Origin of the sequence: Comamonas sp. Z1 (assembly GCF_008121555.1) — a bacterium.
In the GTDB taxonomy this organism is placed as follows: Bacteria; Pseudomonadota; Gammaproteobacteria; order Burkholderiales; family Burkholderiaceae_C; genus Comamonas; species Comamonas thiooxydans.
This window is the reverse complement of sequence record NZ_VOQT01000012.1, coordinates 65,033-88,617: the sequence shown is the minus strand read 5'-3', so window position 1 is coordinate 88,617 and position 23,585 is coordinate 65,033. Positions and strand designations below refer to the sequence as shown.

The 23,585-nt window shown below is 60.4% G+C and carries 32 protein-coding genes; 30 read left to right on the top strand and 2 right to left on the bottom strand.

Going from position 1 to position 23,585, the window contains the following annotated elements:
* Positions 1 to 198: 198 nt before the first annotated feature.
* The 24 genes from FSY45_RS19315 to FSY45_RS19205 all read left to right on the top strand — a co-directional run bounded on the left by FSY45_RS19315 (position 199) and on the right by FSY45_RS19205 (position 13,804).
* Entirely contained in the window at positions 199 to 552 is a 354-nt protein-coding gene (locus FSY45_RS19315) for a hypothetical protein (protein ID WP_148748189.1), read from the top strand.
* Positions 553 to 705: 153 nt separating this feature from the next.
* Positions 706 to 867, top strand: coding sequence for a hypothetical protein (locus tag FSY45_RS27885; RefSeq protein ID WP_187427576.1), 162 nt, complete (start codon positions 706 to 708; stop codon positions 865 to 867).
* 4 nt (positions 868 to 871) lie between these two features.
* Positions 872 to 1,117, top strand: a complete 246-nt coding sequence (locus FSY45_RS19310) for a hypothetical protein (RefSeq protein ID WP_148748188.1) — start codon at positions 872 to 874, stop codon at positions 1,115 to 1,117.
* 51 nt (positions 1,118 to 1,168) lie between these two features.
* The gene (locus FSY45_RS19305; RefSeq protein ID WP_148748187.1) at positions 1,169 to 2,167 is read left to right on the top strand and encodes a phage Gp37/Gp68 family protein; all 999 of its coding nucleotides are present in this window, start codon (positions 1,169 to 1,171) and stop codon (positions 2,165 to 2,167) included.
* A 60-nt stretch (positions 2,168 to 2,227) separates the two neighbouring features.
* The gene (locus tag FSY45_RS19300) at positions 2,228 to 2,491 is read left to right on the top strand and encodes a hypothetical protein (protein ID WP_222864861.1); all 264 of its coding nucleotides are present in this window, start codon (positions 2,228 to 2,230) and stop codon (positions 2,489 to 2,491) included.
* Positions 2,492 to 2,671: 180 nt separating this feature from the next.
* Positions 2,672 to 3,157, top strand: a complete 486-nt coding sequence (locus FSY45_RS19290) for a hypothetical protein (RefSeq protein ID WP_148748185.1) — start codon at positions 2,672 to 2,674, stop codon at positions 3,155 to 3,157.
* On the top strand, positions 3,154 to 3,732 hold the full coding sequence (locus tag FSY45_RS19285; RefSeq protein ID WP_148748184.1) for a hypothetical protein: 579 nt from the start codon (positions 3,154 to 3,156) through the stop codon (positions 3,730 to 3,732). The genes FSY45_RS19290 and FSY45_RS19285 overlap by 4 nt, the downstream gene beginning before the upstream one ends.
* Positions 3,723 to 4,949, top strand: coding sequence for a site-specific DNA-methyltransferase (locus tag FSY45_RS19280; RefSeq protein WP_148748183.1), 1,227 nt, complete (start codon positions 3,723 to 3,725; stop codon positions 4,947 to 4,949). The genes FSY45_RS19285 and FSY45_RS19280 overlap by 10 nt, the downstream gene beginning before the upstream one ends.
* Positions 4,950 to 5,063: 114 nt before the next feature.
* Positions 5,064 to 5,363: a hypothetical protein gene (locus FSY45_RS19275; RefSeq protein ID WP_148748182.1), complete on the top strand. Its 300-nt coding sequence runs from the start codon at positions 5,064 to 5,066 to the stop codon at positions 5,361 to 5,363.
* Between the two features lie 60 nt (positions 5,364 to 5,423).
* Positions 5,424 to 6,986, top strand: a complete 1,563-nt coding sequence (locus FSY45_RS19270) for a hypothetical protein (RefSeq protein WP_148748181.1) — start codon at positions 5,424 to 5,426, stop codon at positions 6,984 to 6,986.
* Positions 6,983 to 7,114: a hypothetical protein gene (locus tag FSY45_RS28295; protein WP_255443378.1), complete on the top strand. Its 132-nt coding sequence runs from the start codon at positions 6,983 to 6,985 to the stop codon at positions 7,112 to 7,114. Before FSY45_RS19270 ends, FSY45_RS28295 begins: the two co-directional genes overlap by 4 nt.
* On the top strand, positions 7,107 to 7,799 hold the full coding sequence (locus tag FSY45_RS19265; RefSeq protein WP_148748180.1) for a hypothetical protein: 693 nt from the start codon (positions 7,107 to 7,109) through the stop codon (positions 7,797 to 7,799). Before FSY45_RS28295 ends, FSY45_RS19265 begins: the two co-directional genes overlap by 8 nt.
* Entirely contained in the window at positions 7,799 to 8,053 is a 255-nt protein-coding gene (locus FSY45_RS19260) for a hypothetical protein (protein WP_148748179.1), read from the top strand. Before FSY45_RS19265 ends, FSY45_RS19260 begins: the two co-directional genes overlap by 1 nt.
* On the top strand, positions 8,050 to 8,448 hold the full coding sequence (locus FSY45_RS19255; RefSeq protein ID WP_148748178.1) for a hypothetical protein: 399 nt from the start codon (positions 8,050 to 8,052) through the stop codon (positions 8,446 to 8,448). Before FSY45_RS19260 ends, FSY45_RS19255 begins: the two co-directional genes overlap by 4 nt.
* A 152-nt stretch (positions 8,449 to 8,600) precedes the next feature.
* Positions 8,601 to 9,911 carry a hypothetical protein gene (locus FSY45_RS28030; RefSeq protein WP_222864869.1) on the top strand — a complete coding sequence of 437 codons (1,311 nt, stop codon included), beginning with the start codon at positions 8,601 to 8,603 and terminating at the stop codon, positions 9,909 to 9,911.
* Between the two features lie 3 nt (positions 9,912 to 9,914).
* Positions 9,915 to 10,232: a hypothetical protein gene (locus tag FSY45_RS19245; protein WP_148748177.1), complete on the top strand. Its 318-nt coding sequence runs from the start codon at positions 9,915 to 9,917 to the stop codon at positions 10,230 to 10,232.
* Complete coding sequence (locus tag FSY45_RS19240) at positions 10,229 to 10,909, top strand: hypothetical protein (RefSeq protein WP_148748176.1); 681 nt, start codon at positions 10,229 to 10,231, stop codon at positions 10,907 to 10,909. The genes FSY45_RS19245 and FSY45_RS19240 overlap by 4 nt, the downstream gene beginning before the upstream one ends.
* Position 10,910: 1 nt before the next feature.
* Complete coding sequence (locus FSY45_RS19235) at positions 10,911 to 11,153, top strand: hypothetical protein (protein ID WP_148748175.1); 243 nt, start codon at positions 10,911 to 10,913, stop codon at positions 11,151 to 11,153.
* A complete protein-coding gene (locus FSY45_RS19230; protein ID WP_148748174.1) occupies positions 11,150 to 11,434 on the top strand; it encodes an ASCH domain-containing protein in 285 nt (94 codons plus the stop codon). The genes FSY45_RS19235 and FSY45_RS19230 overlap by 4 nt, the downstream gene beginning before the upstream one ends.
* Positions 11,431 to 11,646, top strand: coding sequence for a hypothetical protein (locus FSY45_RS19225; protein ID WP_148748173.1), 216 nt, complete (start codon positions 11,431 to 11,433; stop codon positions 11,644 to 11,646). Before FSY45_RS19230 ends, FSY45_RS19225 begins: the two co-directional genes overlap by 4 nt.
* Complete coding sequence (locus tag FSY45_RS19220) at positions 11,643 to 11,936, top strand: hypothetical protein (protein WP_148748172.1); 294 nt, start codon at positions 11,643 to 11,645, stop codon at positions 11,934 to 11,936. The genes FSY45_RS19225 and FSY45_RS19220 overlap by 4 nt, the downstream gene beginning before the upstream one ends.
* Positions 11,937 to 11,943: 7 nt before the next feature.
* The gene (locus tag FSY45_RS27880; protein WP_187427575.1) at positions 11,944 to 12,765 is read left to right on the top strand and encodes a hypothetical protein; all 822 of its coding nucleotides are present in this window, start codon (positions 11,944 to 11,946) and stop codon (positions 12,763 to 12,765) included.
* Positions 12,762 to 13,121, top strand: a complete 360-nt coding sequence (locus tag FSY45_RS19210; RefSeq protein WP_148748171.1) for a hypothetical protein — start codon at positions 12,762 to 12,764, stop codon at positions 13,119 to 13,121. The genes FSY45_RS27880 and FSY45_RS19210 overlap by 4 nt, the downstream gene beginning before the upstream one ends.
* Before the next feature lie 425 nt (positions 13,122 to 13,546).
* The gene (locus FSY45_RS19205; RefSeq protein ID WP_148748170.1) at positions 13,547 to 13,804 is read left to right on the top strand and encodes a pyocin activator PrtN family protein; all 258 of its coding nucleotides are present in this window, start codon (positions 13,547 to 13,549) and stop codon (positions 13,802 to 13,804) included.
* Here FSY45_RS19205 and FSY45_RS19200 read toward each other — a convergent pair.
* Positions 13,801 to 14,847, bottom strand: a complete 1,047-nt coding sequence (locus FSY45_RS19200) for a tyrosine-type recombinase/integrase (RefSeq protein ID WP_148748169.1) — start codon at positions 14,845 to 14,847, stop codon at positions 13,801 to 13,803. The genes FSY45_RS19205 and FSY45_RS19200 overlap by 4 nt on opposite strands.
* Positions 14,848 to 14,994: 147 nt before the next feature.
* Between FSY45_RS19200 and dusA the strand changes: the two genes are divergently transcribed.
* From dusA to FSY45_RS19185, 3 genes are all read left to right on the top strand, one after another.
* Complete coding sequence (dusA, locus tag FSY45_RS19195; RefSeq protein ID WP_148748168.1) at positions 14,995 to 16,008, top strand: tRNA dihydrouridine(20/20a) synthase DusA; 1,014 nt, start codon at positions 14,995 to 14,997, stop codon at positions 16,006 to 16,008.
* Positions 16,009 to 16,178: 170 nt separating this feature from the next.
* The gene (locus tag FSY45_RS19190) at positions 16,179 to 17,612 is read left to right on the top strand and encodes a polyhydroxyalkanoate depolymerase (RefSeq protein ID WP_003065012.1); all 1,434 of its coding nucleotides are present in this window, start codon (positions 16,179 to 16,181) and stop codon (positions 17,610 to 17,612) included.
* A gap of 29 nt (positions 17,613 to 17,641) precedes the next feature.
* Positions 17,642 to 18,304 (top strand): RnfABCDGE type electron transport complex subunit B, encoded by a 663-nt coding sequence (locus tag FSY45_RS19185; RefSeq protein WP_003065010.1) that lies wholly within the window; start codon positions 17,642 to 17,644, stop codon positions 18,302 to 18,304.
* A 97-nt stretch (positions 18,305 to 18,401) separates the two neighbouring features.
* On the opposite strand, the gene FSY45_RS19180 is transcribed toward FSY45_RS19185, so the two are convergent.
* Entirely contained in the window at positions 18,402 to 19,895 is a 1,494-nt protein-coding gene (locus tag FSY45_RS19180; RefSeq protein ID WP_052951079.1) for a methyl-accepting chemotaxis protein, read from the bottom strand.
* A gap of 189 nt (positions 19,896 to 20,084) precedes the next feature.
* Here FSY45_RS19180 and dapC point away from each other — a divergent pair, with 189 nt between their 5' ends.
* The 3 genes from dapC to FSY45_RS19165 all read left to right on the top strand — a co-directional run bounded on the left by dapC (position 20,085) and on the right by FSY45_RS19165 (position 23,572).
* On the top strand, positions 20,085 to 21,290 hold the full coding sequence (gene dapC, locus FSY45_RS19175; RefSeq protein ID WP_046461490.1) for a succinyldiaminopimelate transaminase: 1,206 nt from the start codon (positions 20,085 to 20,087) through the stop codon (positions 21,288 to 21,290).
* A gap of 81 nt (positions 21,291 to 21,371) precedes the next feature.
* Entirely contained in the window at positions 21,372 to 22,205 is an 834-nt protein-coding gene (gene dapD / locus FSY45_RS19170) for a 2,3,4,5-tetrahydropyridine-2,6-dicarboxylate N-succinyltransferase (RefSeq protein WP_003065004.1), read from the top strand.
* A gap of 197 nt (positions 22,206 to 22,402) precedes the next feature.
* On the top strand, positions 22,403 to 23,572 hold the full coding sequence (locus tag FSY45_RS19165; protein ID WP_003065002.1) for a PilT/PilU family type 4a pilus ATPase: 1,170 nt from the start codon (positions 22,403 to 22,405) through the stop codon (positions 23,570 to 23,572).
* Positions 23,573 to 23,585: the final 13 nt, after the last annotated feature.

Genomic DNA, 23,585 nt, shown 5'->3' with positions numbered 1-23,585 from the left:
CCTGGCTAAACATATAGGACGGAATGACCTAAGAATCGCGCCGCGCCTGCAGCTTGGTCGGCTAGATGAAGTCGCTTGGCAGAAGCGGAAGGTCGTGATTGACCATGCCCTGGGCTCTGTTCATAGACTCACCCGCTCTGAACTGGAAGCCATAGGAATGATCAGGCATTTCAATCAGCTGGTAGAGGCGGAGCAACCATGAGTTACTGGCATTGCCCCAACTGCGGCGGGATACCCGGGGTTACGGCTTGCTGCAGCAGCGTACCAGCGCCAGCTGCGATCCCCGACCCTGCGCCGCCGTCTGCCAAAGTCATCCAGCTTGACGACCACCGGCCCCACCTGACCTTCACCACCCACGCGGATAAGGTTCATGTGATCCCTGTCTCCTTCTTTGTGGATGCAGCCAGAGGCAAGCAACCCATAGATAACCTGGGTGAGCACCGCGACGCCATTCTGCGCGTTGTGCTGGGCGAATGGCTGTCAATGCTGGGTGTGGCCACAGCAGAGCAACTGCTCACAAAGGATGCCGATCCATGCCCGGACGAGTCCTAGACCGCCTGAAGCTGGCGGCCCAGTGCAGCCTGGCTGTGTGCGTAACTCTGGGTGCGTTCGGCATGCCAGACACGGACAAACGCAAGCTACCACTCACCGCCTATGGCGCAATCCTGCTGTATGCAGGCATCACAAGAAGCAAGAGAGATCCCAATGAGCAAGCGAGCCAGAACCCAGCGTGACAAGCGCGCTGAGGCGGATGCGGTCAACCAATCCAGCCACGACGCCGAGGACGACCAAGACAGTGACTTCTGGCGCGAAATCGAAGACCAGCACAGCCCGCAGCAAAGCGGGCTTTCTTTTTACGGAAATTGAAAGCATGCACCAGACCTGCACTGCACACCAAGCTATCCAGTGGACGGGCACCGACACCCAGCCGCCCGAACCCATGGACTACCTCTGCGCCGTCGAAACCGACGAAGGCGAGCAGACGCACACGCTGCACTGGGACGGCAAGAACTGGAATCACGAAGGGGAGCCGACTTTCAGCAAGTCCTACCTCTTCTCCCCTTATGCCTGGGCAAAGGTCATCATGCCACCGCCCCGCAACCTCTTCCCCGAGTAGCCCCAACACCAGCCCCGCCTCGAGCGGGGTTGTTCATTTCTGGAGGGCCGCATGGCCGAAAACACCAAGATCGAGTGGACAGACCACACGTTTAACCCATGGGAAGGCTGCCAGAAGGTGGGGCCTGGCTGCGACAACTGCTACGCCGAAACCCGCAATGCCCGCTTCGCCGGTGGGCAGGCAGTGAACTGGGGGCCAGGTGCACCGCGGCGCATGACCAGCGCAGGCTACTGGAATAAGCCTCTGACATGGAACGCGAACCACGAGGCTTTCTTTGCAGAGCACGGCCGCCGTCAGCGCGTGTTCTGCGCATCTCTGGCCGATGTGTTCGACAACGCGGTAAACCCGAGCTGGCGCATTGACCTGTTTGGCCTGATCTTGAAAACGCCGCACCTTGACTGGCTGCTGCTGACCAAGCGCATAGGCAACGTGAAGCCCATGCTTGCCGATCTGGCCCACGGCAGTGACCCAGACCTGAGCCTGCTGGACATGATGCCGCTGCCCAATGTGTGGATCGGGGCCACAGTAGTGAATCAGGAAGAGGCAGACCGCGACATCCCCAAGCTGCTGGCCGTGCCTGCCAAGGTGCGCTTCCTGAGCATGGAGCCGCTGCTGGCCCCGGTGGACTTGGAGCATGCCTGCGACCTGGCTGAGAAAGAAGTCTGCAAAGGAACATGGAAGGAACTGGCAGACCCATATATATGTGCTGCATCACTCCGTCATGGAAGTGTGGCGATGCTGGACTGGGTGATCGTCGGCGGCGAGTCCGGGCCCGGCGCCCGCCCCATGCATCCCGACTGGGCACGCAGCCTCCGCGATCAGTGCGAAGACGCCGGCACCGACTTTCTATTTAAGCAGTGGGGCGAGTGGATGCCGGGCGAAAAAGATGGAGACACGGTGAAGCTGTCGTTCCCAGCTGCAGGCCCGCACGGCCCCGCGAACCCTGAGTTCTACGACTGGCCGGACGGCGTATGTGCAGCCCGCGTCGGCAAGAAGGCCGCTGGCCGCCTACTCGACGGCCGCACCTGGGACGAAATCCCTCAAGCCTGACAAGCAACCCCGCTACCACGCGGGGTTCACTTTTTGGAGACTCGCATGACATGCGTTCACATGAATTTCGCGGCAACTGTGGGCGTTGCACGCCTTGAGGACAAGCCAGGCGGCGCCATCACCGGATTTAACGCTGAGGTTCGCATTCAATGTGCAGACTGCGGCCAGAAATTCCAGTTTCTCGGTCTGGAGCCAGGCTATGACACCCAAGGGGCGCGCTGCTCTCTGGATGGCTTGGAAGCAAATATTGCCATCTGCCCAGAAGGCACTCGCCCGAATCATCTGCAGCGGATTGCCTACGGCATTACAGGCAGTCTTTCTTGACTACCAGCGCCAGCACGGTAGGCCTGCCAGAAGACAAGGCCTACATAGCCCACCACTTCAACTGCGATACCTGCTGCGCTGCCGGCTTATCCGGCGGCAAGCAGGCGCGCTGCGCCGATGGCCAGCAGCTATGGGATGCATACAACCGGGCCACCGGCCCAGCACCAAAGGAGCCCCGTCATGAAAATGGCAAAGCCAAGCGCCCGTGATATTGACGCCGCTGACGAACTGCACTGGGTTTTGAGTTCCATTGATGGCCGCTTTGGTGGCCCATGGGAAACGGAAGGCCCCCGCAGTTTGCGCGCCCTTCTGGAGCCTCAGGACGAGGATGGCGATTGGATTAACTTCGATGAAGACGACCCGCGCCACCTGCAGGCGCTCTACAACAGCCTTGCAAAGCTGCTGCGTACCGCCCCCAATTTCTATGGCCGTGTGCTGGGAGGCATGTGCCATGTCATCTGCTATGCCCGCAATGAGATCCTCGATCCATCGCTGGACTATTTGGAGCTGCACCCTGACCTGATTGCAGGGCTGCACCTGCTGGAAGCCAAGCGCGCCGACTTCCTGCCCGGCCTGGAGCGGACAGCCCGAGCGGCGGTGGCCGACACCATTGAGGCAGCGGCGACCCGCCACCTGTGCGAAATGAAGGAGCGGTGGCAAGCATGACCCAGGCAACAACACTGGCACAGGGCGCTGAACTGACCCCCGAGACATGGGCCGACTTCGTAGCTCGCCTGCGCCATGACTGTGTGGGCGAAGGCGTCCGCGACCATCACACGGCCGACGCTGTGTTTCTGGTGCAGCAGGCCGTGGAGCAACTGGTGCCAGAAGGCTACGGCGGTGACCCGGTGATCTTTGACGGCTGCGAGCATTCAGAGCCAGTGCCTGATTTCTATGAAGGCTGCTGCGACGAAACCAAGGCAAAGCTCGACAAAGCATGCGACGGGTCTTTTATGGACTCTGACGAGTACGAGCAAGAGCAAGCCCTGAAAGAGTGCCTGCCCGACTACTCACTGCTGTATGTGACAACCCGATGGGAGACGCTGAATCAGCATTTCACCAAGGCAGCTGCAGAAGCATTCATCAAGCGCAAGAAGCACGACTACCGCAAGGGACTGCGCATCTATGCGGATGCCAGCACCTACAGCTGGGAGCTAAACACCATCAAGGCCGCTATCCTGAGCGGGCGTCTTGGCCTTCTTCCCGAAACCGAGACTCAAGGAGGCTCATCATGCAACTGAGCCTTTTCGGAGTGCTCAACGCCTATGAAGCGGGTGCACAGGTCAACGCCCAAGCCTACGAGCGCTTGGGCCGAGACTTGGGAATCAAGGCTGAGGCCTGGGCCGAGCGGCAACCGGTAGGCACCGCGGGTCAGCCGCACAGCCCTCTCAAGCGCCGGGTTCGCTGGTATCAGCAGACCCTCAAACGCCTGGGCTTGCTGGAGCCGGTGGCCGGCAAGCGCGGGGTCTGGCGGCCCACGGCTGCAGGCCGCCGCACCATCGAGCAGCGCCAGCAGGATCTGGAGCCCTGCGCGCCAGGACTGATGCAGCTTGGATTCAGCACCGAACTGGGCATGGCCTTGTGGGCGGACTGCAAGGACGCCTTCAGCCGCCTCGATGAACCCGTGCATCTGGTGCTGACCAGCCCGCCCTACCCGCTGGCACGCCAGCGCGACTACGGCGGGCCCGAGCGTGCTGAGTACGTGGACTGGCTCTGCACCTGCCTGGAGCCGGTTGTCGCGCGGCTGGCCAGCGGCGGCAGCCTGTTCCTGAGCGTGTCGAATGACATCTTCGAGACGGGCAGCCCCGCACGATCCCTCTACCGCGAAAGGCTGGTGCTGGCGCTGCATGAGCGCCTGGGCCTGCACAAGATGGACGAGTGGATCTGGCACAACCCCAGCAAAGCACCGGGCCCCGTGGCCTGGGCCAGCAAGCGCCGGGTGCAGGTCAACACCGCATGGGAGCCCATCTACTGGTTTTCCAACGACCCGCAGGCCTGCTTTGCCGATAACCGCCGTGTGCTGCAGCCCCATTCGGAAAAGCATGCACGGCTGATCGCCAGCGGCGGCACCAAGACCGCGGCTGTGTTTGCCGATGGCGCCAACCGGCGCCGGGCGGGTGCATTCGGCGCCCAGACAGCGGGCCGCATCCCCCGCAATCTGATCACCGTGCCCCACAACTGCCCGAGCCAGACCGCCCTGCGCGCCTGGGCCAAGGCCGAAGGCATCCCCATCCACGGGGCAACGATGCCGCTGGCGCTGGCTGAGCATGTGGTGCGCTTTGCCTCCGAGCCTGGGCAGCTGGTGGCAGATCCGTTCGGAGGCTGGGCCACAACCGCCCTGGCCGCCGAGCTGAACCTGCGCCGCTGGGTGATCACCGAACGCATGCGCGCATACCTGTATGCCTCGCAATGGAGGATGGCGCTCTCTTCTCAACAGCCTGCCCGTGCGAAGGGCTGATTCCATCAATCAACAAAGGCCAGGCCTCGACAAGAAAGCAAAGGCCTGCAAATAGCAATGACAGCAAGCAACCCCAGTAAACCCCTCCCCAGCGCCAGCCTCACTGAAAAAGTCTTGAGCTGGATCTCCCGAATCGCTCAGCCGCAGCTGCAGCAGAGCCAGGCAGAGCTGGCCCAGGCGCGGGCTGACATCGAGCGCCTGAACGTCGAACTGGACGAAATGCAGGTCACTGTGGAAGGCAAAGACCGCCAGTTGCGCGCTTCGGCCGAGGCGCTGGCCCTGGCCAGCAGCGAGGCCGCCCGCAGTCGTCGATTGGCCAGCCAGCTTCAAACCATCATCAACAACGAGCGCCGCTTTACCAAGCAAATGGGTACCGAGTTGGCGGCGGCGCGCAAAAAAGCCAAGCGCCGCTGACACCCAGCTCACCGCCACACAGCCCGCCATCGAGCGGGCTTCATTTTTTCAGGAGCACCGATGCATACCGAAGTCACCAACCAGATACCGGAGTCCCCCCCGTTGCAACCAGCGCTGCCCATTGCCTGGCCAAAAGACGCCAAGGATGTTCGAGACTTCTTCCATGCCGACTTCATCTCGGCAAAGTTTGCAGCAGCAGACCAGACCCCATGCAATGAAGACCAGTATCTGATCAGTGCCCATGACTTTCTGAGCGCTGTGAACTGGTGGGCCAACTTCCCTCATGCCCCTCGAGTTGACCAAGCAGCGCCGCTGCCGCTGCTGATCCGCGACATTGCCCGCGACCTTGGAATCACAGCCCTCGATGCATGCCGCGCCCTCAAGGATCTTGGCAATTACAGCGTGAACATGGCTGTCACGGCGGAAATGGCAGCTAAGCTGCGCGAACTCTTCCCAGTGCCCCAGGCAGCGCCCGCAGCCGTGGCAGTGCCTGATGGGATCGCAGCTTTTGAGAAGCTGCTTGAGGCCTCAATGGCTGCTTTAACTGACCGATCCTCTGCAAAAGAGCATGAGCAAATCTGGGATGACGCGCACGATGCACTTGAGGCATGGAAGGCCCGCGCCGCGCTTGCCGCCACCCCGGCAGCAGCTGCTGCGCCAGGACAGCTCGGCGACCATATGCAGATTCGCTGCCGCAAGTGTGGGGACCATGCGATGGTCGAATTCAACTCTGCACGAATCGTCACGCACAACCCGCATACAGGGAAGCCGCGAGATGCACGCGACATCGCAAGTGACCCAGAAGGCAAGCTGATCGTGGCACCGGGTCCACTGGTTGCCGCCCCGGCAGCAGCTGCGCCCGACATGGTGACCGTCACGAAAGAGGACGCGAACAACTACTGTCGAATCCTGACCGCGCTGGGCATGGAAGAGGAAGGCGATCCAATAGCCGAGGTTCAGAAACTGCTGGCGGCAGCAGCTGCGCCAGTGGCGAGGACAATCCCTCAGCCATTCGGATATGTCGTAACGACGCCCGCCGGAGTGGATCTTTTCTATCGCCACCCGGCAGACCTCATTATTCACAATGATCACCGAGCAGAGACTGTCTACACCCTACCCGAGGTTCTAGCAGCTGCTCCAGAGGTTCTGCCTGAGCCTGATTTCTGGGTGCGACCTGGCGCAACCATCCACCCTGATCGTGGCTGGCAGTGCTGGAGTAATGACGGTACTGCAACCGGCGCTTTCCATGCTGACACAGTGCGCGCCCTGCTGGCCGGAGTATCTGCACCTGCTTCCGAGTCCCGCGTATCGGTGCCGGTTCATTGGATGAAAGAGCTGATTTCGCTTTGCGGCCCTGAGCAACACGAGTTGCGAGACCGAACCTTGGAATCGTTGGAGCGAGTTATTCAGCCGGACGCGCGTGATGGCGTGGAGCGCGGGGAAGTGCTTCTGTCAGCCACCGCAGCTAGCCTTTCCGCCTCCCCTGCAGCAGCTGTGCCCCAGCACCAGGGCATGACCATCGCTGGTAACGGAGCCGCGGAGCTTGGAAAGCTAATGCGCGAGCAGTGGGAAACGCGCGGCGGTGCTTACCCGGACGGAAATCCCAACGCAGGCCAACCATGAACTGCGCAGCAACCGAATACCGCTGGCTCATGGAATGGGCCGTGTTCCTTTTGATCATCCTGGCCTTCGGCATCGCAGCGGCATACCGCTGGGCCAAGGCTCCGCCCGAGGAAGAAAACCATGAATAAAGCCCACACAACTGGGTATGTCGCGCCGGTTGGCCGATACGTGCCGCCAGTGCTGTTCAATCCGTACACGGGCGAGCCCCGCGATGCGCGAGATATTGCAAGCGACCCTAAAGGCATGCTGATTGTCCCGCCTGGCGCTCAGTTGGCCACAACGAACAACGTCGCAGTTGCGCCAGTGGCACCGCCTGATCCTGATGCAGCGGTTAATGAAGTTATGGAGTTGGTAGGGACGGCAATGGACTCTGCAATGAAAGCTGGAGAGCTACTGCTTGATTCGCATGAAAAGTTTAATGCTCAGTTTGCATCAGCAAAAAGCCTGAAGAATCCCATTGAAGCCAAGCTACGCGCCCTGCTAGCCGGAGTATCTGCACCGGCTGCGCTGGCGAATACGCCAGACAGCTTCCGCGAATGGTTTGCAAAGAACTATCCGGCCGACACCATCATTCTTGACCCGGACTGGCACGCGAAAAGCATTTTCCGCATGGCACAGGCTCATGCACGGATCTCTGCACCCCAGGCGCAGGCAGACGCGCGGGATGCGAAGCGCTATCGCTGGTGCCGCGAGCAGGCGGAGTTTTACCCAATGGTTCTGGATGGGATTGGCTTGCTGTGTGCCGATCTTGCAGAGGCCGAGTCAGGGATTGACGCCGCCATCGCCGCCCAGGCAGCGCAAGGGGGTGAGTGATGGGAATCGCCAAAGGAATAGATCTGTCGAAGTTGGTGGACTACACCGCGATCGAAGATGGACCATGGTGGCGTGCTGGATCTGGCGATTCCCGATCCGGCCAAGTTGGCCAGCAAATAGGAGTCGTCAGTCTGAAGCATGCCAGCGGCTACGCAATCGTTATGCAGATGCAGAGCGGGAAGATCGAAACCTTCCGACCCATGCAACTGTTTCCGTATGAAGCCCAGGCAACCCAGCAGGGAGATGCAGCATGAACAGCAACGAATTCCGCGCCGAACTGGTGAAGATCATGCCGGGCTACTGCTGGACGGTTCACCGCGATCCGGCATGGCTTCGCAAAGCGGTGCCAGCGCCGGAGGGATTGAGCGTGTACACGGCAACCGGCACGAAATCAAGCGGCAGCAATCGGCTGTCCACGCTGGAGGTCACCCGCCGCGAAGACAACGGGCATGTGACCTACAGCGCGAAGTCATCGGGCTACGGCACACGGTCGCGCTGGCTGCACGAGCACAAGGACGGCACGCTGGCACGCGCACTGCGCGGCCTGCAGGATCACTATGAGGCGATGGCATCGAAATACGCCACACATGCAGGCGACCTCAAGAGCGCCCGCATCGCAGCCAAGGCAGCCGCTCAATCCAAAGGCTGAGCCAGCGCTACCCCGTCGCCAGATCGATCAACGTTGATCAGCGTATTCCTGTGCTCACACCCAGGGCACAGGAAGTAGCAGCCGCGTGTATCTATCTCAGGATCAACGGCACTGAACATCACCAGCAAGCCGCAGCTCTTGCATGTCCACATATGACCTCCCGGCCAAAAACGGGAAAACAGGATAGCACCATGAATACAGCAACGATAGCGACAGCCGTGCGCCTGCTGCGCAACGTCGCCAAAGAACTTCAGCAATCGCACACAACTAGCATCAACCGAGATGACTGGGAGCGCGAGCCTGACGCCAAAGCCGCCTATGACGAACATATGGCAGCAGCTGCAGCGCTTGAAGCAATACCCGAAGCAGCTGAGCACCTTGTGCTGCCTGAGCCTGCCGCTGTAGTGACATTCGAGTGGCGCAAGAAGCCTGATGTGAAATGGCTCATAGACACTGTGGTACGCGGCACAAAGCTCTATACAGAGCAGCAAGTGCGCGCCCTGCTGGGCGGAGTATCCGCACCTGCAGCAGAGGGTTCTGTAATTCGTTGGGTATCCAATGGCCTGATTGGCGCGCGGCCGACAACGCACGATCTGCGGGAAGCGATTGCAGTTGCCGAAGATTGCCAGCGATGTGACTGCACTGACTGTACCAAGGCAATGACGTTGCCCCTCAAGCTGGTTGAAGCGATCAACACCGCTGTCGGAAGCAACGAGTGGCAAGGCGATTCAGTGGTTACAGACTTGCTGGAGCCTGCATGCAAGGTAGTCGCAAATCTCACCCACCGGGCCCAGGCTGACCAGAAGGCGCGAATGAAGATCGCCGCGGCACTGGGGCATGAAGGCGTCAATTTCGCGTGGTCTTACCTGACCGGAGCCATCAAGGAGCTGGTCAAGGCTGATGGCGAGCACCTCGAGCTGCAGCTCCAGGCGCTGGCATTCCAGCAACGGGTGCAGCCCTGGATGATGGCCTGCTTCGGCCCTGAAATCTCGGCCGATCGCATTGAGCGCAACCACCGCTTTTTGGAAGAGGCCTTGGAACTGGTGCAGTCCTGCGGCAGCACGGCCAGCGAAGCGCACCAGCTGGTGGATTATGTATTTGCACGGCCTGTGGGCGATCCCATGCAAGAGGCAGGCGGCGTGATGGTCACCCTTGCGGCGCTCTGCCTGGCCAGTGGCCTGGACATGCACGCCTGCGGGGAAGCGGAGCTGGCGCGTATCTGGACGAAGGTTGAAGCCATCAGGGCCAAGCAGGCAGCCAAGCCGAAGCACTCCCCCCTGCCCATGCACGCACCTCAGACGCAGGATGCACTGCGCCTGGCATTCGTGCTGTCTGAGATTCGCCGTGACGGGATGGATGCGCTCGGAGCGGCACTACATGACGCGGATGGCTTTCCTCTGGATCACAAAGCCAGCCTTGAAGCAATTGACCGTGCCGCTAACGCGGCAGCAAGTGGGAAATAAGACATGAGCAACACGAAATACACCAACGGGCCGTGGCAGTTCAGGAGCGAAAGCGGGTATTGCTCTCAGATTGATGGTGCTGACGGTACCGTGATCTGCTGCTTTGACGAAGACCCAAAGCCCGAAGACGCCAGCTTGATGGAGTCTGCACCGGACTTGTTCAAGGCTCTGGAGGAAACGCAGAGCCTGCTTGCGGCGATGCTCCATGAAAGCAGGCCGAGAGCGGAGATCGAAGCCCAGATGCAGGAAAACCGAGCCGCCCTCACCCGAGGCGTTCCGCAGCTCCCAGGCTGCCGGCCAACCACGGGGGATGATCGATGAACCGCTTTCCCAACAGAGCCGGCGACCATGCCGACACCGACGAGATCCTGCGTGCCGAGCTGAAAGCAGCCGGCATTCAGACCCTGCAGGAGCATGAAGGCAAGGGGCCGGAATACATGGCTGACTTTCTTCGGCGAACCTCGGGCGAAGTAAAAACCACCGTCATGGGTGTTCTCCATGGCTGGCAGTTCAAGCGCGCCTGGTATTACTGGATGGCCGAGGGGCCAGGTATCGAATGGGCTGCAGCTGAGGCCCTGCATGCAAAGCATGGCAATGCCGTCCGCGTCAATGGCCACTGCGGATGCCCCAGCCCAACCGAGCAATACAAGGGCCTCGCCGTAGGAAGCTATCACGTAGACACGCCGGATGGATTGAAAGCACTCGCTGAAACTATCAAGGCACTGGTGGCTCGCACCCAACCCCTTGATGGAGAGGAAACGATGGGAATCACTTCGTCCTTCTTCGTTCTACCAGCAGACCAAACATGCATCCACCCAGAGCATGCGCCGGCTTCTGGCTTCTACATTCCACCGGGCAAGAGCTACCGCCATGTCTGCCCTGGCTGCAAGACGGTCAGAGAGTTCATCCCGCTCTCCTACTCCCTGACGCACAGCTCGCCGGCATGCGGGCTGGTCACCACGCCGGCCAGCGCCAGCCAAGCAGAAAAGGGAGGCTGAAATGGCCAGTCAGCCCGAACTGCCTTTCTTCGGCCAGGAAGACCTGGCCCGGTTCAACGTTCCGCACTACGGCCGGGACATCACCTATGGCAATGTCTCTCGATACCTGCGGCACCTCTGGCGCTTTGGCGACAAAGCCAAGGCAGCCGAGCTGGCAAAGGTGGCTGGCTCTGTTTTCAACAATCCGAACTGGGCCCTGCGCTACCCGGAGCCGGCCCCTCCAGATCTGGATACACCCTCATGAGCACCCTAGTTCTGCCCCTCAAACGAGAGTATTTCGAGCAGATCCGCGCCGGCACCAAGCCCGAGGAATACCGCCTCGACAACCCCTACTGGCGCAAACGCCTGGAAGGGCGGCACTTCGACAGCATCGAGCTGAGGCTGGGCTACCCAAAAGCAGCCGACGCCGCCCGTCGCATGCGGCTCCCGTGGCGCGGCTACACCATGAAAACCATTCAACACCCTCACTTTGGCCCCGAACCAGTGAGGGTGTTTGCTATTTATGTGGGAGCACCTGAAGCATGAAGAAATGCACCCTTGGGCCACGCCACCAATGGAAGTGGCTGAAAAACGCAACCAACTCGCAAGTTGGCGGCCGAGGCAGCAGCTTCTCGTTGCGAGGGATCTACCGCTGCGATTGCGGCGAAAAAAAAGTGGACTCCCCCAACCTCAACAGCAACGAGTCCAACCCTTTGAACGACCTTGTGGCCGCGCTGGCCGGAAAGCCGACAACATGAGCTTGATCTTTGGCCTGGACTACGACAACACCTTTACAGCTGACCCCACCCTCTGGCGCCAGTTCATCAGCGATGCCGAGCGCCGTGGTCACACCGTTGTCTGCGTTACGGCGCGCCGTGAGATCCCGGACTTCTCACGCGAGCCGGTCTTGCCCAACAGCGTGAGAGTGATCTGCTCTGGCCCTGACTACAAGCGCGACGCCGCGCAGAGAGCCGGCTACCACGTAAACATCTGGATTGACGACATGCCAGGCGTTATTGAACCGAGCCGTATCCTGAACTTTGACTGAACAAACCATGACCACACATTCAGAGGCCACCGCGGCGATCAAGACGCTGCAGGCACTGGGATACACATACTGCGGGGGCGAACTTTGGAAACCGCCTATTGGCCAAGCTCCGAACTTCGACTTGATTAACAGTCTGCGTGCACGAAATTCCAAACTCGAGGCAGAGCTGGTAGCAGAAGCTGGCCGCACAGCTCAGCAAAAGCTGCGCGCGGATCAGATGACTGAGCAACACCGCATGCAGGCCGCCATGAACGCCGAGGCTCGCAAGGAACTCGTCGAAGAAACCGAAGCCACCGACAGCTGGCGCCGGCTGGCGCTGCAGTTCGACGGCCACCGCATGCAAGCGCTCGGCTACCTGAAAGCCCTTCTTCGAGGGGAAAAGGACTTGGAGATTGGCGCTCGCGGGTTCATTGCATCACCGCCCATACCAGGGGAACGGGTGCTGGCAGAGCGTCTCGCCGCCCTGGCGAAAGCCAGCTTACTCGACGCTGGCATATTGCAGGCGCTATGGCGTGTGAGGGATGCCACTGAGCGACATTTGTCCCTGTGCAAGAAGTTCGGGGCGGAAGGATTTCACTTCGACCCATCCCCAGAGGATGTGCTTTTGATTCTTAACCACCTCCAGCAGCAGGCGCCGGAGTGCTGGTGCTCCACCTGCCGGCCCATCACCTTGCAGGACATGCGATTCGTGGTCTGCCCCGAGTGCGGAAACAAGCGCTGCCCTCGCGCCCATAACCACGAGTTGGCCTGCACCGGCAGCAATGCCGTTGGCCAGCCGGGCTCTAGCTGGGAACACGTAAAGCCCATCAGCAAGGAGATGCTGGGATGACCACCGATGCGATCGAATACAACCCAAGGCTGCTCAGAGGTAGCTGGTGCGAGGAAGACATTGAGTACCTGCTGCGCAACGCCGGCCGAATCGCCGTCTCTAACATTGCCACGGCCCTTGGCAAAGGCCCGGAAGCAGTTCGCAAGAAGATCCGTGGGCTTGGGTTGAATCCTGAATCCCGCGGGCTCCCAGAGGCGCTCGATGATCTGCAGTACATCCCCGAAGGCATGACCATTCGCAAGGGGCCAACAGGCGATGTCTACCGCGTCCCAACCTCATCGCCCGGGATAGTTTCACGCACAGTTCACATAGCTCACGGCTCATGGAACGATGAGGACGAAGAGCATGCCAGCTGATGACTCCCTATCCCAAGACCCTACGGCCGCGCATGGTGATGGAGTTTCACCGTACCTGTGCAGCACCCGGCCAGCGCCGCCCGGCAATGACTGGTCAATCAAGTACGGCTACTGCCGCACCAGCCTGGATTGGCATGGCCCCGGCAATCCGCAAGGGGCCGGAGATCCACGCTGTCCGCCTTGCTGCCGGCACAAGGCACCTCAGTCCGTAGCCATTGAATACGGCCAACGCTCCGCGTCCGATGGCGTGGCCGCCGGCGCGGACTGGGTTCGCTCCCTGCTACCAGCGCCAGCCACGCACCCAGACTGATCCAGCCACGACCTGCAGCACTCTGCAGGCGCTCAACCGTGCCGGACTCTGACCGACACCGACCACCAATCGCCTGAAGCGGCTATCACCCGCTTCGGGCTCACCAAATAGAACAATGAGCAACACACACTTTGCCCTACTCGCCAAATATGGCGACACAAATATCCCATTGGAAAAGTGCTGCGAGGATTATTTCGGAATCGCATTAAAGAAGGCACTGGACTATGCCCGCTCAAACGAGCTGCCAGTGCCTGTTTACCGACTCGGCAGCCAGAAAAGCAAATGGTTTGTGGATGCCAAGGTGTTGGCTGATCACATTGACAAGAAAAAACAGGACGCCATGAACGACTGGAAGCGGGTTACTGGAAACTAGCGCTCCGGCACATCTGTGGGTCGCAAGTGCGTATATCTCTGGAGAGTGGCCCAGCTGTCATGCAATGTGAACTGGGCCACTTCCTGAATGCTGTAACCCTTCTCAAATAACCGGCTAGTGGCTTCGTGCCGGGTATCGTGAAAATGTAGATCATCAATGCCCATCATTCGCATTGCTCGGGTAAAGGCAGTACCCACCGATTTACTATCCCAAGGAAATATAAATTCAGATACCTTGGGCTGCCTATTAATAATCTCAAGTGCAGGCTTCAATATCCTGAACTGACGACGATTACCAACTTTCTGCGTAGGATGTTTCACATCGTCAAGCCACGCAGTACCACTCTCAAAATCCACTTCATCCCATTTCAGTCGGCATACTTCTTCCTGTCGGCGTGCCGTCAACAGAGCAAACTCAACAATATCCGCCATGGGTATTCGTGTACGGGTCTTGCTTCGCAGATATTCAAGGATCTGTTTCTCTTCTGCAGGGGAAATCCGGCGAGAGCGACGCGCCGGCTTGGAGATCACTCGGCGCCGCATTAGCTCCGCTTTCGCCATGTCCACGGCGCGCAGCGGCTCTTCCAGACGAAACAGGCTTCGAGCAGACAGGAAGGCCTGGCGCAGCCAAACAATGTCATTGAGCACGGTCGCGGGCCCAGCCTTATCGACAGTGCGGCGGCTTTCCGCGTACTCAATAAGGTCTGAGTCCGTGAGGTAACGTGCGTCCTTGTTCGCCAGATTGCACTCTTTAAGGCGCTTGATGTCTGCCGTTTTGGAGCGCCCCCATTTGGTGATGCCCTCAGCCTGTTTTACGTAGGCCTCTAAAATCTCGGCAACGGTCACTTTCCGAACCTCTGGCGCACCGGTCGCTCGCACCTTTTGAAGCTCTGCTTCCCTGCGGGTCATCCAGGCGCTGGCCAAGGCCTTCTTATTGAACGTCTGACTTTCGGACAGGACTACGACTCCACCATCCTTGACCCGGATGGTGGCCGTGTATGAATTTTCACCATTCGCTTTCTTGCGCGTTGCGATTGTTCCCATGGCTCAGCTCCCTTCGGTGCAACAAGTTTTTTTGTTGCACCGATTGTTGCACCAAAAGCCAAAAAATGGTGGAAAACGGTCTTTTTTGGGGCATTTTTAGTGCAACATTTTTGCAAAAATGCCCAGCGGATTTAGTGATTAATCGTTATGAATCAACAAGTTAACTCAATGTGGCGCATGTCGGTTGCGCCGATGATGGACTGGACAGACAAGCATTGCCGCTACTTCCACCGCCTGCTCAGCCAGCACACCCTGCTCTACACCGAAATGGTGACGACCGGAGCTCTGGTGCATGGCGACGTGGCTCGTCATCTGCGGTTTGAGGCCGAAGAGCACCCCGTGGCATTGCAATTGGGTGGCTCGGAGCCAGCAGATCTGGCGCACAGTGCACGCCTGGGCGAGCAATGGGGCTATGACGAGATCAATCTCAACTGCGGCTGCCCCAGCGAGCGCGTTCAGCGTGGGGCTTTCGGCGCCTGCCTGATGAACGAGGCCGCACTGGTAGCCGATTGCGTCAAGGCCATGGCCGATGTGGTGTCCGTGCCCGTCACTGTCAAGCACCGAATCGGCATCGACAAGATCGAAAGCTACGATTTTGTGCGCGACTTCGTCGGCACCGTTGCCGATGCAGGCTGCCAGGTGTTTGTGGTTCATGCCCGCAACGCCTGGCTCAAAGGCCTCTCCCCCAAGGAAAACCGTGAAATCCCGCCGCTGCGCTACGAAGTCGTCGCACAACTCAAGCGTGACTTTCCGGGCCTGACCGTCGCTGTCAACGGCGGCATCAAGACCGATGACGTGGTACAGCAGCAATTGCAGCAGGTCGATGGCGTCATGGTGGGCCGCGAGGCCTACCACAACCCCTGGTGGATGGCGTCCTGGGACGCTCTTTACTATCAGGATGAGAGCAGGGAGCGTACGCGCGAGCAGATCGAAGAGCAGATGGTGCTGTATATGGAACGCGAAGCACGCGAGCATGGCACGCACTGGTATTCGATTGCCCGGCATATGCTGGGGCTGCGCAACGGCCTCGCCGGTGCGCGCCGCTGGCGCCAGGTCTGGAGCGATCACCGTCTCAAGACCCTGCCTGCGCACGAGGTCATGAAGCTGGCCCGCACCAAGCCGAACGAGATCCTGCCGGAACCCGCAGAGCAGATGCTTTGACGCTGCATGAAAAAGCTGGCTTCGGTCAGCTTTTTTACTTTCAAGCGCGGTCAAGTCCGGCATGCGTTGCGCAATCCCCGCAGTTGCGCGGTTTGAAGGGAATTCACTACTTCGCATGTCAAACTCTGCTGTTATATTGCACTGCAACATAACCCGCAGAAGTGCGTCCCATGCTCTATCAGATCTACGAAATGCAACGCGCAATGGTTGAGCCCTTTGCAGACTTTGCCCAGGCCGCCTCCAAGTTCTACAACAACCCCCACTCGGTCTTCAGCCAGGTGCCACTGGCCCAGCGCATGGCAGCGGGCTTCAACCTCATGTACCGCTTGGGCAAGGACTACGAAAAGCCCGAATTCGATCTGCATAACGTCGAAGTCAACGGCGTGGATGTCACCATCCGCGAGCGGGTGGAGGTCGACAAGCCGTTTTGTGAGCTGCGCCGCTTCAAGCGCTTTTCCGACGATCCAGAAACACTGGATCTCATGCTCAGCCAGCCCGTGGTGCTGATCGTTGCCCCCCTCTCGGGCCACTATGCCACCTTGCTGCGCGACACCGTGCAAAGCATGCTCGGAGGCCACAAGGTCTATATCACCGACTGGAAGAATGCCCGTACCGTGCCGCTGTCCGAGGGCGAGTTCCATCTGGACGACTATGTGAACTATGTGCAGGAATTCATTCGCTATCTGCAAGGGCGCTATGGTCAGTGTCATGTGGTCAGCGTCTGCCAGCCCACGGTGCCCGTGCTGGCGGCCGTCTCGCTGATGGCCAGCCGTGGCGAGGTGACGCCGCTGTCCATGACCATGATGGGCGGCCCCATTGATGCGCGCCGCTCACCGACGGCCGTCAACAACCTGGCCGAAACCCGCAGCTACGAATGGTTCGAGAACAACGTCATCTACGAGGTACCGAACAATTACCCCGGTGCCGGCCGCCGCGTCTATCCCGGCTTTTTGCAGTACTCGGGCTTTGTGGCCATGAATCCTGACCGCCATGCCAACAGCCATTACGACTATTTCAAGGATCTGATCAAAGGTGACGAGGCCAGCGCCGAGCACCACCGCAAGTTCTATGACGAGTACAACGCCGTGCTGGACATGGATGCCGACTACTATCTGGAGACCATCGCCACCGTGTTTCAGGAGTACAAGCTGGTCAAGGGCACCTGGGAAGTCAAAAACGAGCAGGGCCAGCCCGAGCTGGTGCGTCCTCAGGATATCCGCCACACAGCCTTGCTGACCGTGGAAGGCGAGCTCGACGATATCTCGGGCGCAGGCCAGACCCGCGCCGCCCATGATCTGTGTGCCGGCATCGCTGCCGAGGCGCGCCAGCATATCGAAGTCCAAGGTGCAGGCCATTACGGCATCTTCAGCGGCAGCCGCTGGCGCAAGACCGTCTACCCGCAGGTGCGCGACTTCATCCTGTCCCACCAGCCCGCGAGCGCGACAGCCGCCAGCGCAGCAGGCCATCTGAGCAGCGTCAGTGACGACGGAGCCGAGCTGGAAAGCAACGAGGCCCATGCCGACAAGTCTGCCAAGACCCTGAAAACAGGTCAAAATAGCGCCCCTGCCCAGAAAGGACGCGGCCCCCACCGCGCCAGGGCGTAAAGGCTCGCCAGACCAGAATGAACTCATCCATGTCCGCAGCCTCTTCGCTTCAAGCACTGGCTGCGAACATCGATGCAGCCCTGCCCCAGACACAGTGCACGCGCTGCGGTTATCCCGATTGCGCGTCCTATGCCAAGGCCATTGCTAGCGGAGAAGCCGCCATCAATCAATGCCCACCCGGTGGCCAGGAAGGCGTGCGCCGCCTGGCGTCCATCACCGACAGGCCGGAGTTGCCGCTCAACGCCGCAAATGGCATCGAAACCCCGCGCACCCTGGCCCTGATCGACGAAGCCTGGTGCATAGGCTGCACGTTGTGCATCAAGGCCTGTCCCACCGACGCGATTCTGGGTGCCAACAAGCGCATGCACTCCGTGATTGCCGAGCATTGCACGGGCTGCGAGCTGTGCATTCCCGTCTGTCCGGTCGATTGCATAGAACTGGTCAATGCCAGTGCGGAGGCCACGGGCTGGTCAGCCTGGAGCGCTGCCCAGGCCGAGCATGCCCGCCACCGCTATGGCGTGCATCTGCAGCGCACGGGTCGCAAGGCCAATGCGCCGGTGCGCACCACGGCACAGCCTCCCGCGGCAGAAGCCGGTGCTCAGGCCGTCACGACGGCAGCGCCAGCACCCGACAAAAAGGCTGCGATTGCCGCTATTCTGGCCAAGGCCAAGGCTCAGCGCGCCCAGAATTGATACCGAATAAGCCGCTATCGCTCATGCAAAAAAGCGCCAACAGCTCTTCTTGATTCAATAGCATCTCCTGGGGCTGCAAAGCTCTCTCGGGGTCTCACTAGGCGCTGACCAGGCTTTTGTAGACGCCGCAGCCCCAGTACAGGCCTGCATGCTTGCAGACATAGGACATCTTGGTCTGCACCTGCTGGTTGCTGGGGTTGATGTAGTCATACTCGACCCAACCCGGGCGCAACTCGGCCTGAGCCATGATGTCGGCCATCAGGCTGTCGCCGTCGATGCCGGGCACATCCTGCACGCGCAGCCCCACCTTGGCGGGATTGCCGCCGAAGGCACGGTACTCCCCTTCCGAGGACAGAGCGAACACATACATGTCGCGGTCGTGGAATGGCTGCTCAGGATCGGTCACGGTCTGCAGCAGGCTGGCGACACTGGACGAGCTTTTGGCTTGCCGCATGGTTGCCTGCACCAGGGCCACGGCCTCCTCGGCCGTGCCCTGCTGCAATCTGAAGCGCGACACGGCGTCCGACAGGTGCTGGGCACGCAGCTGCAGCTCGCGGGCCTGCTGCAGCGCCTGACCGACCATCTGGGCATTGTGCTGGGTGATTCCATCGATCTGGTGCACGGCATTGCTGATTTCCTGAAGCCCCGTGCTCTGGCTGCTGGCCGAGTCCGAGAGCGTCCCCATATGACTGACCACATCATGGATGGCCCTCGTCACCCCTTGAGTCTGCTCGACGGCGTTGCGCAGCAGCTGCGTGCTCTGGCTCACCTGCTGCACTGTCTCTCCGATCAGCAGGCGTATCTCCTTGGCAGCTTCGGCGCTGCGCTGCGCCAGCGTACGCACCTCGCTGGCCACGACGGCAAAGCCGCGCCCCTGCTCACCGGCCCTGGCGGCCTCCACGGCCGCATTGAGGGCCAGAATATTGGTCTGAAAGGCAATGCCGTCTATCACCCCAATGATTTCCCGCATGCGCCCGGCATTGCGCTCGATCAGCTCCACCGACTGCACGGCATGCTGCATGGCTTGGGCGCCCTGATCGGCGGCCGAGCGCACGCCGTCGGCACGACCATGGGCCGCCTTGCTCACCTCGGCGCTGTGCTGAACCGCTGCGCTGAGCTGCTCGACACTGACCACCGTCTGCGCCAGATTGCTCGCCTGCATCTCGGTTCGTTCAGACAGGGCCTGGTGGTCCTTGACCATGCCCTGTCCAGCCTGGGCAACCAGGGCCGCGTTGCTGCGCACATCGGCCACCATGGCCGACAACGCATGCACCATGGACTCGGTCAAGCCCGATGTCGCCGCAGCCGCTTGCGCCCCTTTGGCAGCGCTCATACTCAGGTCGCCATGGGCGACTTTTTCCAGCGCCAGCTGCATGTCCTGCCACTGCTGCTGCCAGCTCTTGTGAAGAGCACCGACCCACAACAGCACTCCCATGATCCACAGCAGCAACCAGCCCAGCTGCCATGTTCCGCTCAGGCCCAGCACGGGCAAAACAGGCCCGGCCAGCAGCCATGGCAACCCCAAGCACAGCCATCCGGAATTCCTCATTCGTACGCGGTTTTTTTTGTCGGGCAAGATGCGCTTTTGCATTGCCTGTCTCCATTCGTTTTTTGTGGTCGACTTCGTTTGCTGAGCTTGCAGCCTTCTCACGGTAGCCCTTTGCTCTGTCATCCAGCTTACGTAACAAATTGCAATTTACGGTGCCTGCAAACCCGCAAAATCGAAACCATGAGCACTGTTTTCTCATGCGAAAATGGCATCAGCCCATAATGTCTCACTATGAATCCCCTGCTCTCGCGCTTACAGCCTTATCCGTTTGAACGCCTTCGCCAACTGTTTGCCTCTGCCCAGCCGCCCGAGGGCCTGCGCCCCATCAGCCTGGGCATCGGAGAGCCGCGCCACGCCACGCCGGCGTTCATTGAAAAAGCACTGAGCAGCGAACTCCAGGGCCTGTCCGTTTACCCCGCCACCGCCGGTCTGCCAGCGCTGCGCCAGGCCTGTGCGCAATGGGCCAACCGGCGCTATGGCGTAGAACTCGATGCAGCGACCCAGGTTCTGCCCGTCAATGGCTCGCGTGAAGCCCTGTTTGCCTTTACCCAGGTGGTGGTGGACAGCACCCGAGCCGGTGCGCGCGTCATCTGCCCCAACCCCTTCTATCAAATCTACGAAGGTGCAACGCTGCTAGCCGGGGCCACACCCTATTACGCCGCCAGCGATGCCGCGCGCAACTTCGCCGTGAACTGGGATGCCGTGCCCGAGGAGGTATGGCAGAACACGCAGATGATTTTTGTCTGCTCTCCCGGCAACCCCACGGGCGCCGTGATGCCACTGGGCGAATGGGAGAAGCTGTTCGCCCTGTCCGACAAGCATGGCTTTGTGATTGCCAGCGACGAGTGCTACAGCGAGATCTACTTCCAGGAGGAAGCTCCGCTGGGCGGCCTGGAAGCGGCACAAAAGCTCGGTCGCCATGATTTCAAGAATCTGGTGATGTTCACCAGCCTGTCCAAACGCAGCAATGTGCCCGGACTGCGCAGCGGCTTTGTGGCAGGCGACGCGGCCCTGCTCAAATCCTTCCTGCTCTACCGCACCTATCACGGCGGCGCCATGAGCCCCGTGGTCCAGACGGCATCGATTGCCGCCTGGGGTGACGAGGCCCATGTGCAGGAAAATCGCCGTCTCTACCGCGAGAAGTTTGCCCAGGTCACGCCCGTGCTATCCAGGGTCATGGATGTGAAGCTGCCCGATGCCAGCTTCTATCTCTGGGCCGGCATTCCGCCGCAACTGGGCATGGATGATGCACAATTCGCCAAGGAGCTGTATATTCATACAGGCGTGACGGTTTTACCGGGAAGCTATCTGGCACGTGAGGCCCATGGCTTCAACCCCGGAGCCAACCGCATTCGCATGGCTCTGGTGGCCGAGACGGCAGAATGCCTTGAAGCCGCTCAGCGCATTGCCCGGTTCATCGAGTCGCGCATACGCTGATTTCCACCCCAGGGCCTGCCCGGTGCAGGCCTTTATGACTCAACGATTCACCTCAACTTTCGATCTTTGACCGAAAACATCATGACGCAACAACTGCAATCCATCATCGACAACGCCTGGGACAACCGTGCCACTATTTCGCCTTCCGCCGCCCCCAAGGAAGTGGTGGATGCCGTGGAGCACGTGATTGCCGAACTCAATGACGGCAAGCTGCGCGTGGCCAGCCGCGAAGGCGTGGGCCAGTGGACCGTGCACCAGTGGATCAAGAAGGCCGTGCTGCTGTCCTTCCGTCTCAAGGACAATGCGCTGATCAACGGCGGCGCCCTGAACTTCTTCGACAAGGTACCCACCAAGTTCGAAGGCATGAGCGAGGCTGAGATCGCCGCCACCGGCGTGCGCGTGGTGCCTCCTGCCGTGGCTCGTCGCGGCTCCTTCATCGCCAAGGGCGCCATCCTGATGCCTTCCTATGTGAACATCGGCGCCTATGTGGACGAAGGCACCATGGTCGACACCTGGGCCACCGTGGGCTCCTGCGCTCAAGTCGGCAAGAACGTGCACCTGTCCGGCGGCGTGGGCCTGGGCGGCGTGCTCGAGCCCCTGCAAGCCAACCCCACCATCATCGAAGACAACTGCTTCATCGGCGCCCGCTCCGAAGTCGTCGAAGGCGTGATCGTGGAAGAAAACTCCGTTCTCGGCATGGGTGTGTACATCGGCCAGTCCACCCCTCTGTTCAACCGCGAAACCGGCGAAATCACCTACGGCCGCGTGCCCAGCGGATCGGTGGTGGTCAGCGGCAACATCCCCAAGCAGACCAAGGATGGCAAGGACTACTCCATGTATGCCGCCATCATCGTCAAGCGCGTGGATGCACAGACCCGCTCCAAGACCAGCATCAACGACCTGCTGCGCGACTGATGGGAGCCTGGCCACGCCTGCTCTGCCTTGATGCAGACACCGCCATGGCCGCCCCGCTCACAAGCCTGCCCGCTCCCAAGCGTGCAGGCTTTTTTCATGCTGGAAATCAGCTTTGCGCATCACGCGCGACCTGCACCGAGTTGACACACGCTAACATGCGTGCATAGAGAGGCTGAGCGAAAAAGGATGAAGAAAAAATGAGCACCATGGAAAAAATTCTGCGTCTGATGTCCGAGAAAAAGGCCTCGGACGTCTATCTCTCCGCCCGTGCGCCGGCGCTGATCAAGATCAACGGTATCTGCATCCCCATCAACAATCAGGAGTTGCCGGTCGAAGCTCCGCTGGCCTTGCTCTCCGAAGTCGTCAAGCCGGAAGCCATAGAGGAGCTCAAGCAGACGGGCGAGCTGAACATGGCCATTCCCATGAGCGGCATAGGGCGTTTTCGTATCAGCGCCATGCGCCAGCGTGGCTCCTACGCAGTTGTCGTGCGCTTCATCTCGCAGCAGGTGCCCTCGCGCGACAGCCTGAACCTGCCGTCCATTGTCAGCGAACTGGTCATGGAAAAGCGCGGCCTGGTGCTTGTCGTTGGCGCCACGGGCTCGGGCAAGAGCACGACACTGGCGACCATGATCGACGAGCGCAACGAAACGCTCACTGGCCATATCCTCACGGTGGAAGACCCCGTCGAATACCAGTTTCGCAACAAGAAATCCATCGTCAACCAGCGTGAGGTCGGCACCGATACCAGTACCCTTGCAACCGCACTCAAGAATGCGCTACGTCAGGCACCCGATGTGATTCTGATCGGCGAAATCCGCGACCGCGAGACCATGTCGGCCGCACTGGCCTATGCCCAGTCCGGCCATCTGTGCCTGGCAACCCTGCATGCCAACAACAGCTATCACACGCTCAACCGCATCCTGTCCTTCTTCCCCGAGGAGGTACGCCCCAGCATGTTGGGCGAGCTGGCCGCCTCGCTCAAGGCCGTGATCTCTCAGCGCCTGGTCCGTACCGTTACCGGCACGCGCGTGCCGGCCGTGGAAGTCATGCTCAACACCAAGCTCATCAGCGACATGATCGTCAAGGGCGACTTCGGTGGCGTGAAGGAGGCCATGGAAAAATCCATGGCCGAAGGCTCGCAGACCTTCGAGGACGCACTGGCGGCCCTGGTGCGCAGTGGCACAATTGAGCGCAGTGAAGCGCTGGCCTATGCCGACTCGCCCACCAATCTGATGTGGCGCATGGATAATGACGTCAGCCACGCGGCCACTGCTGCCAACGCCCCGGCCGTCACCGATGTGATTCTGCCCGGCGATGACGATATGCCGTCTTTCACGGAAATCACCCTGGATGTCAGAACCGCCTGAAGCCGCCAGCCAA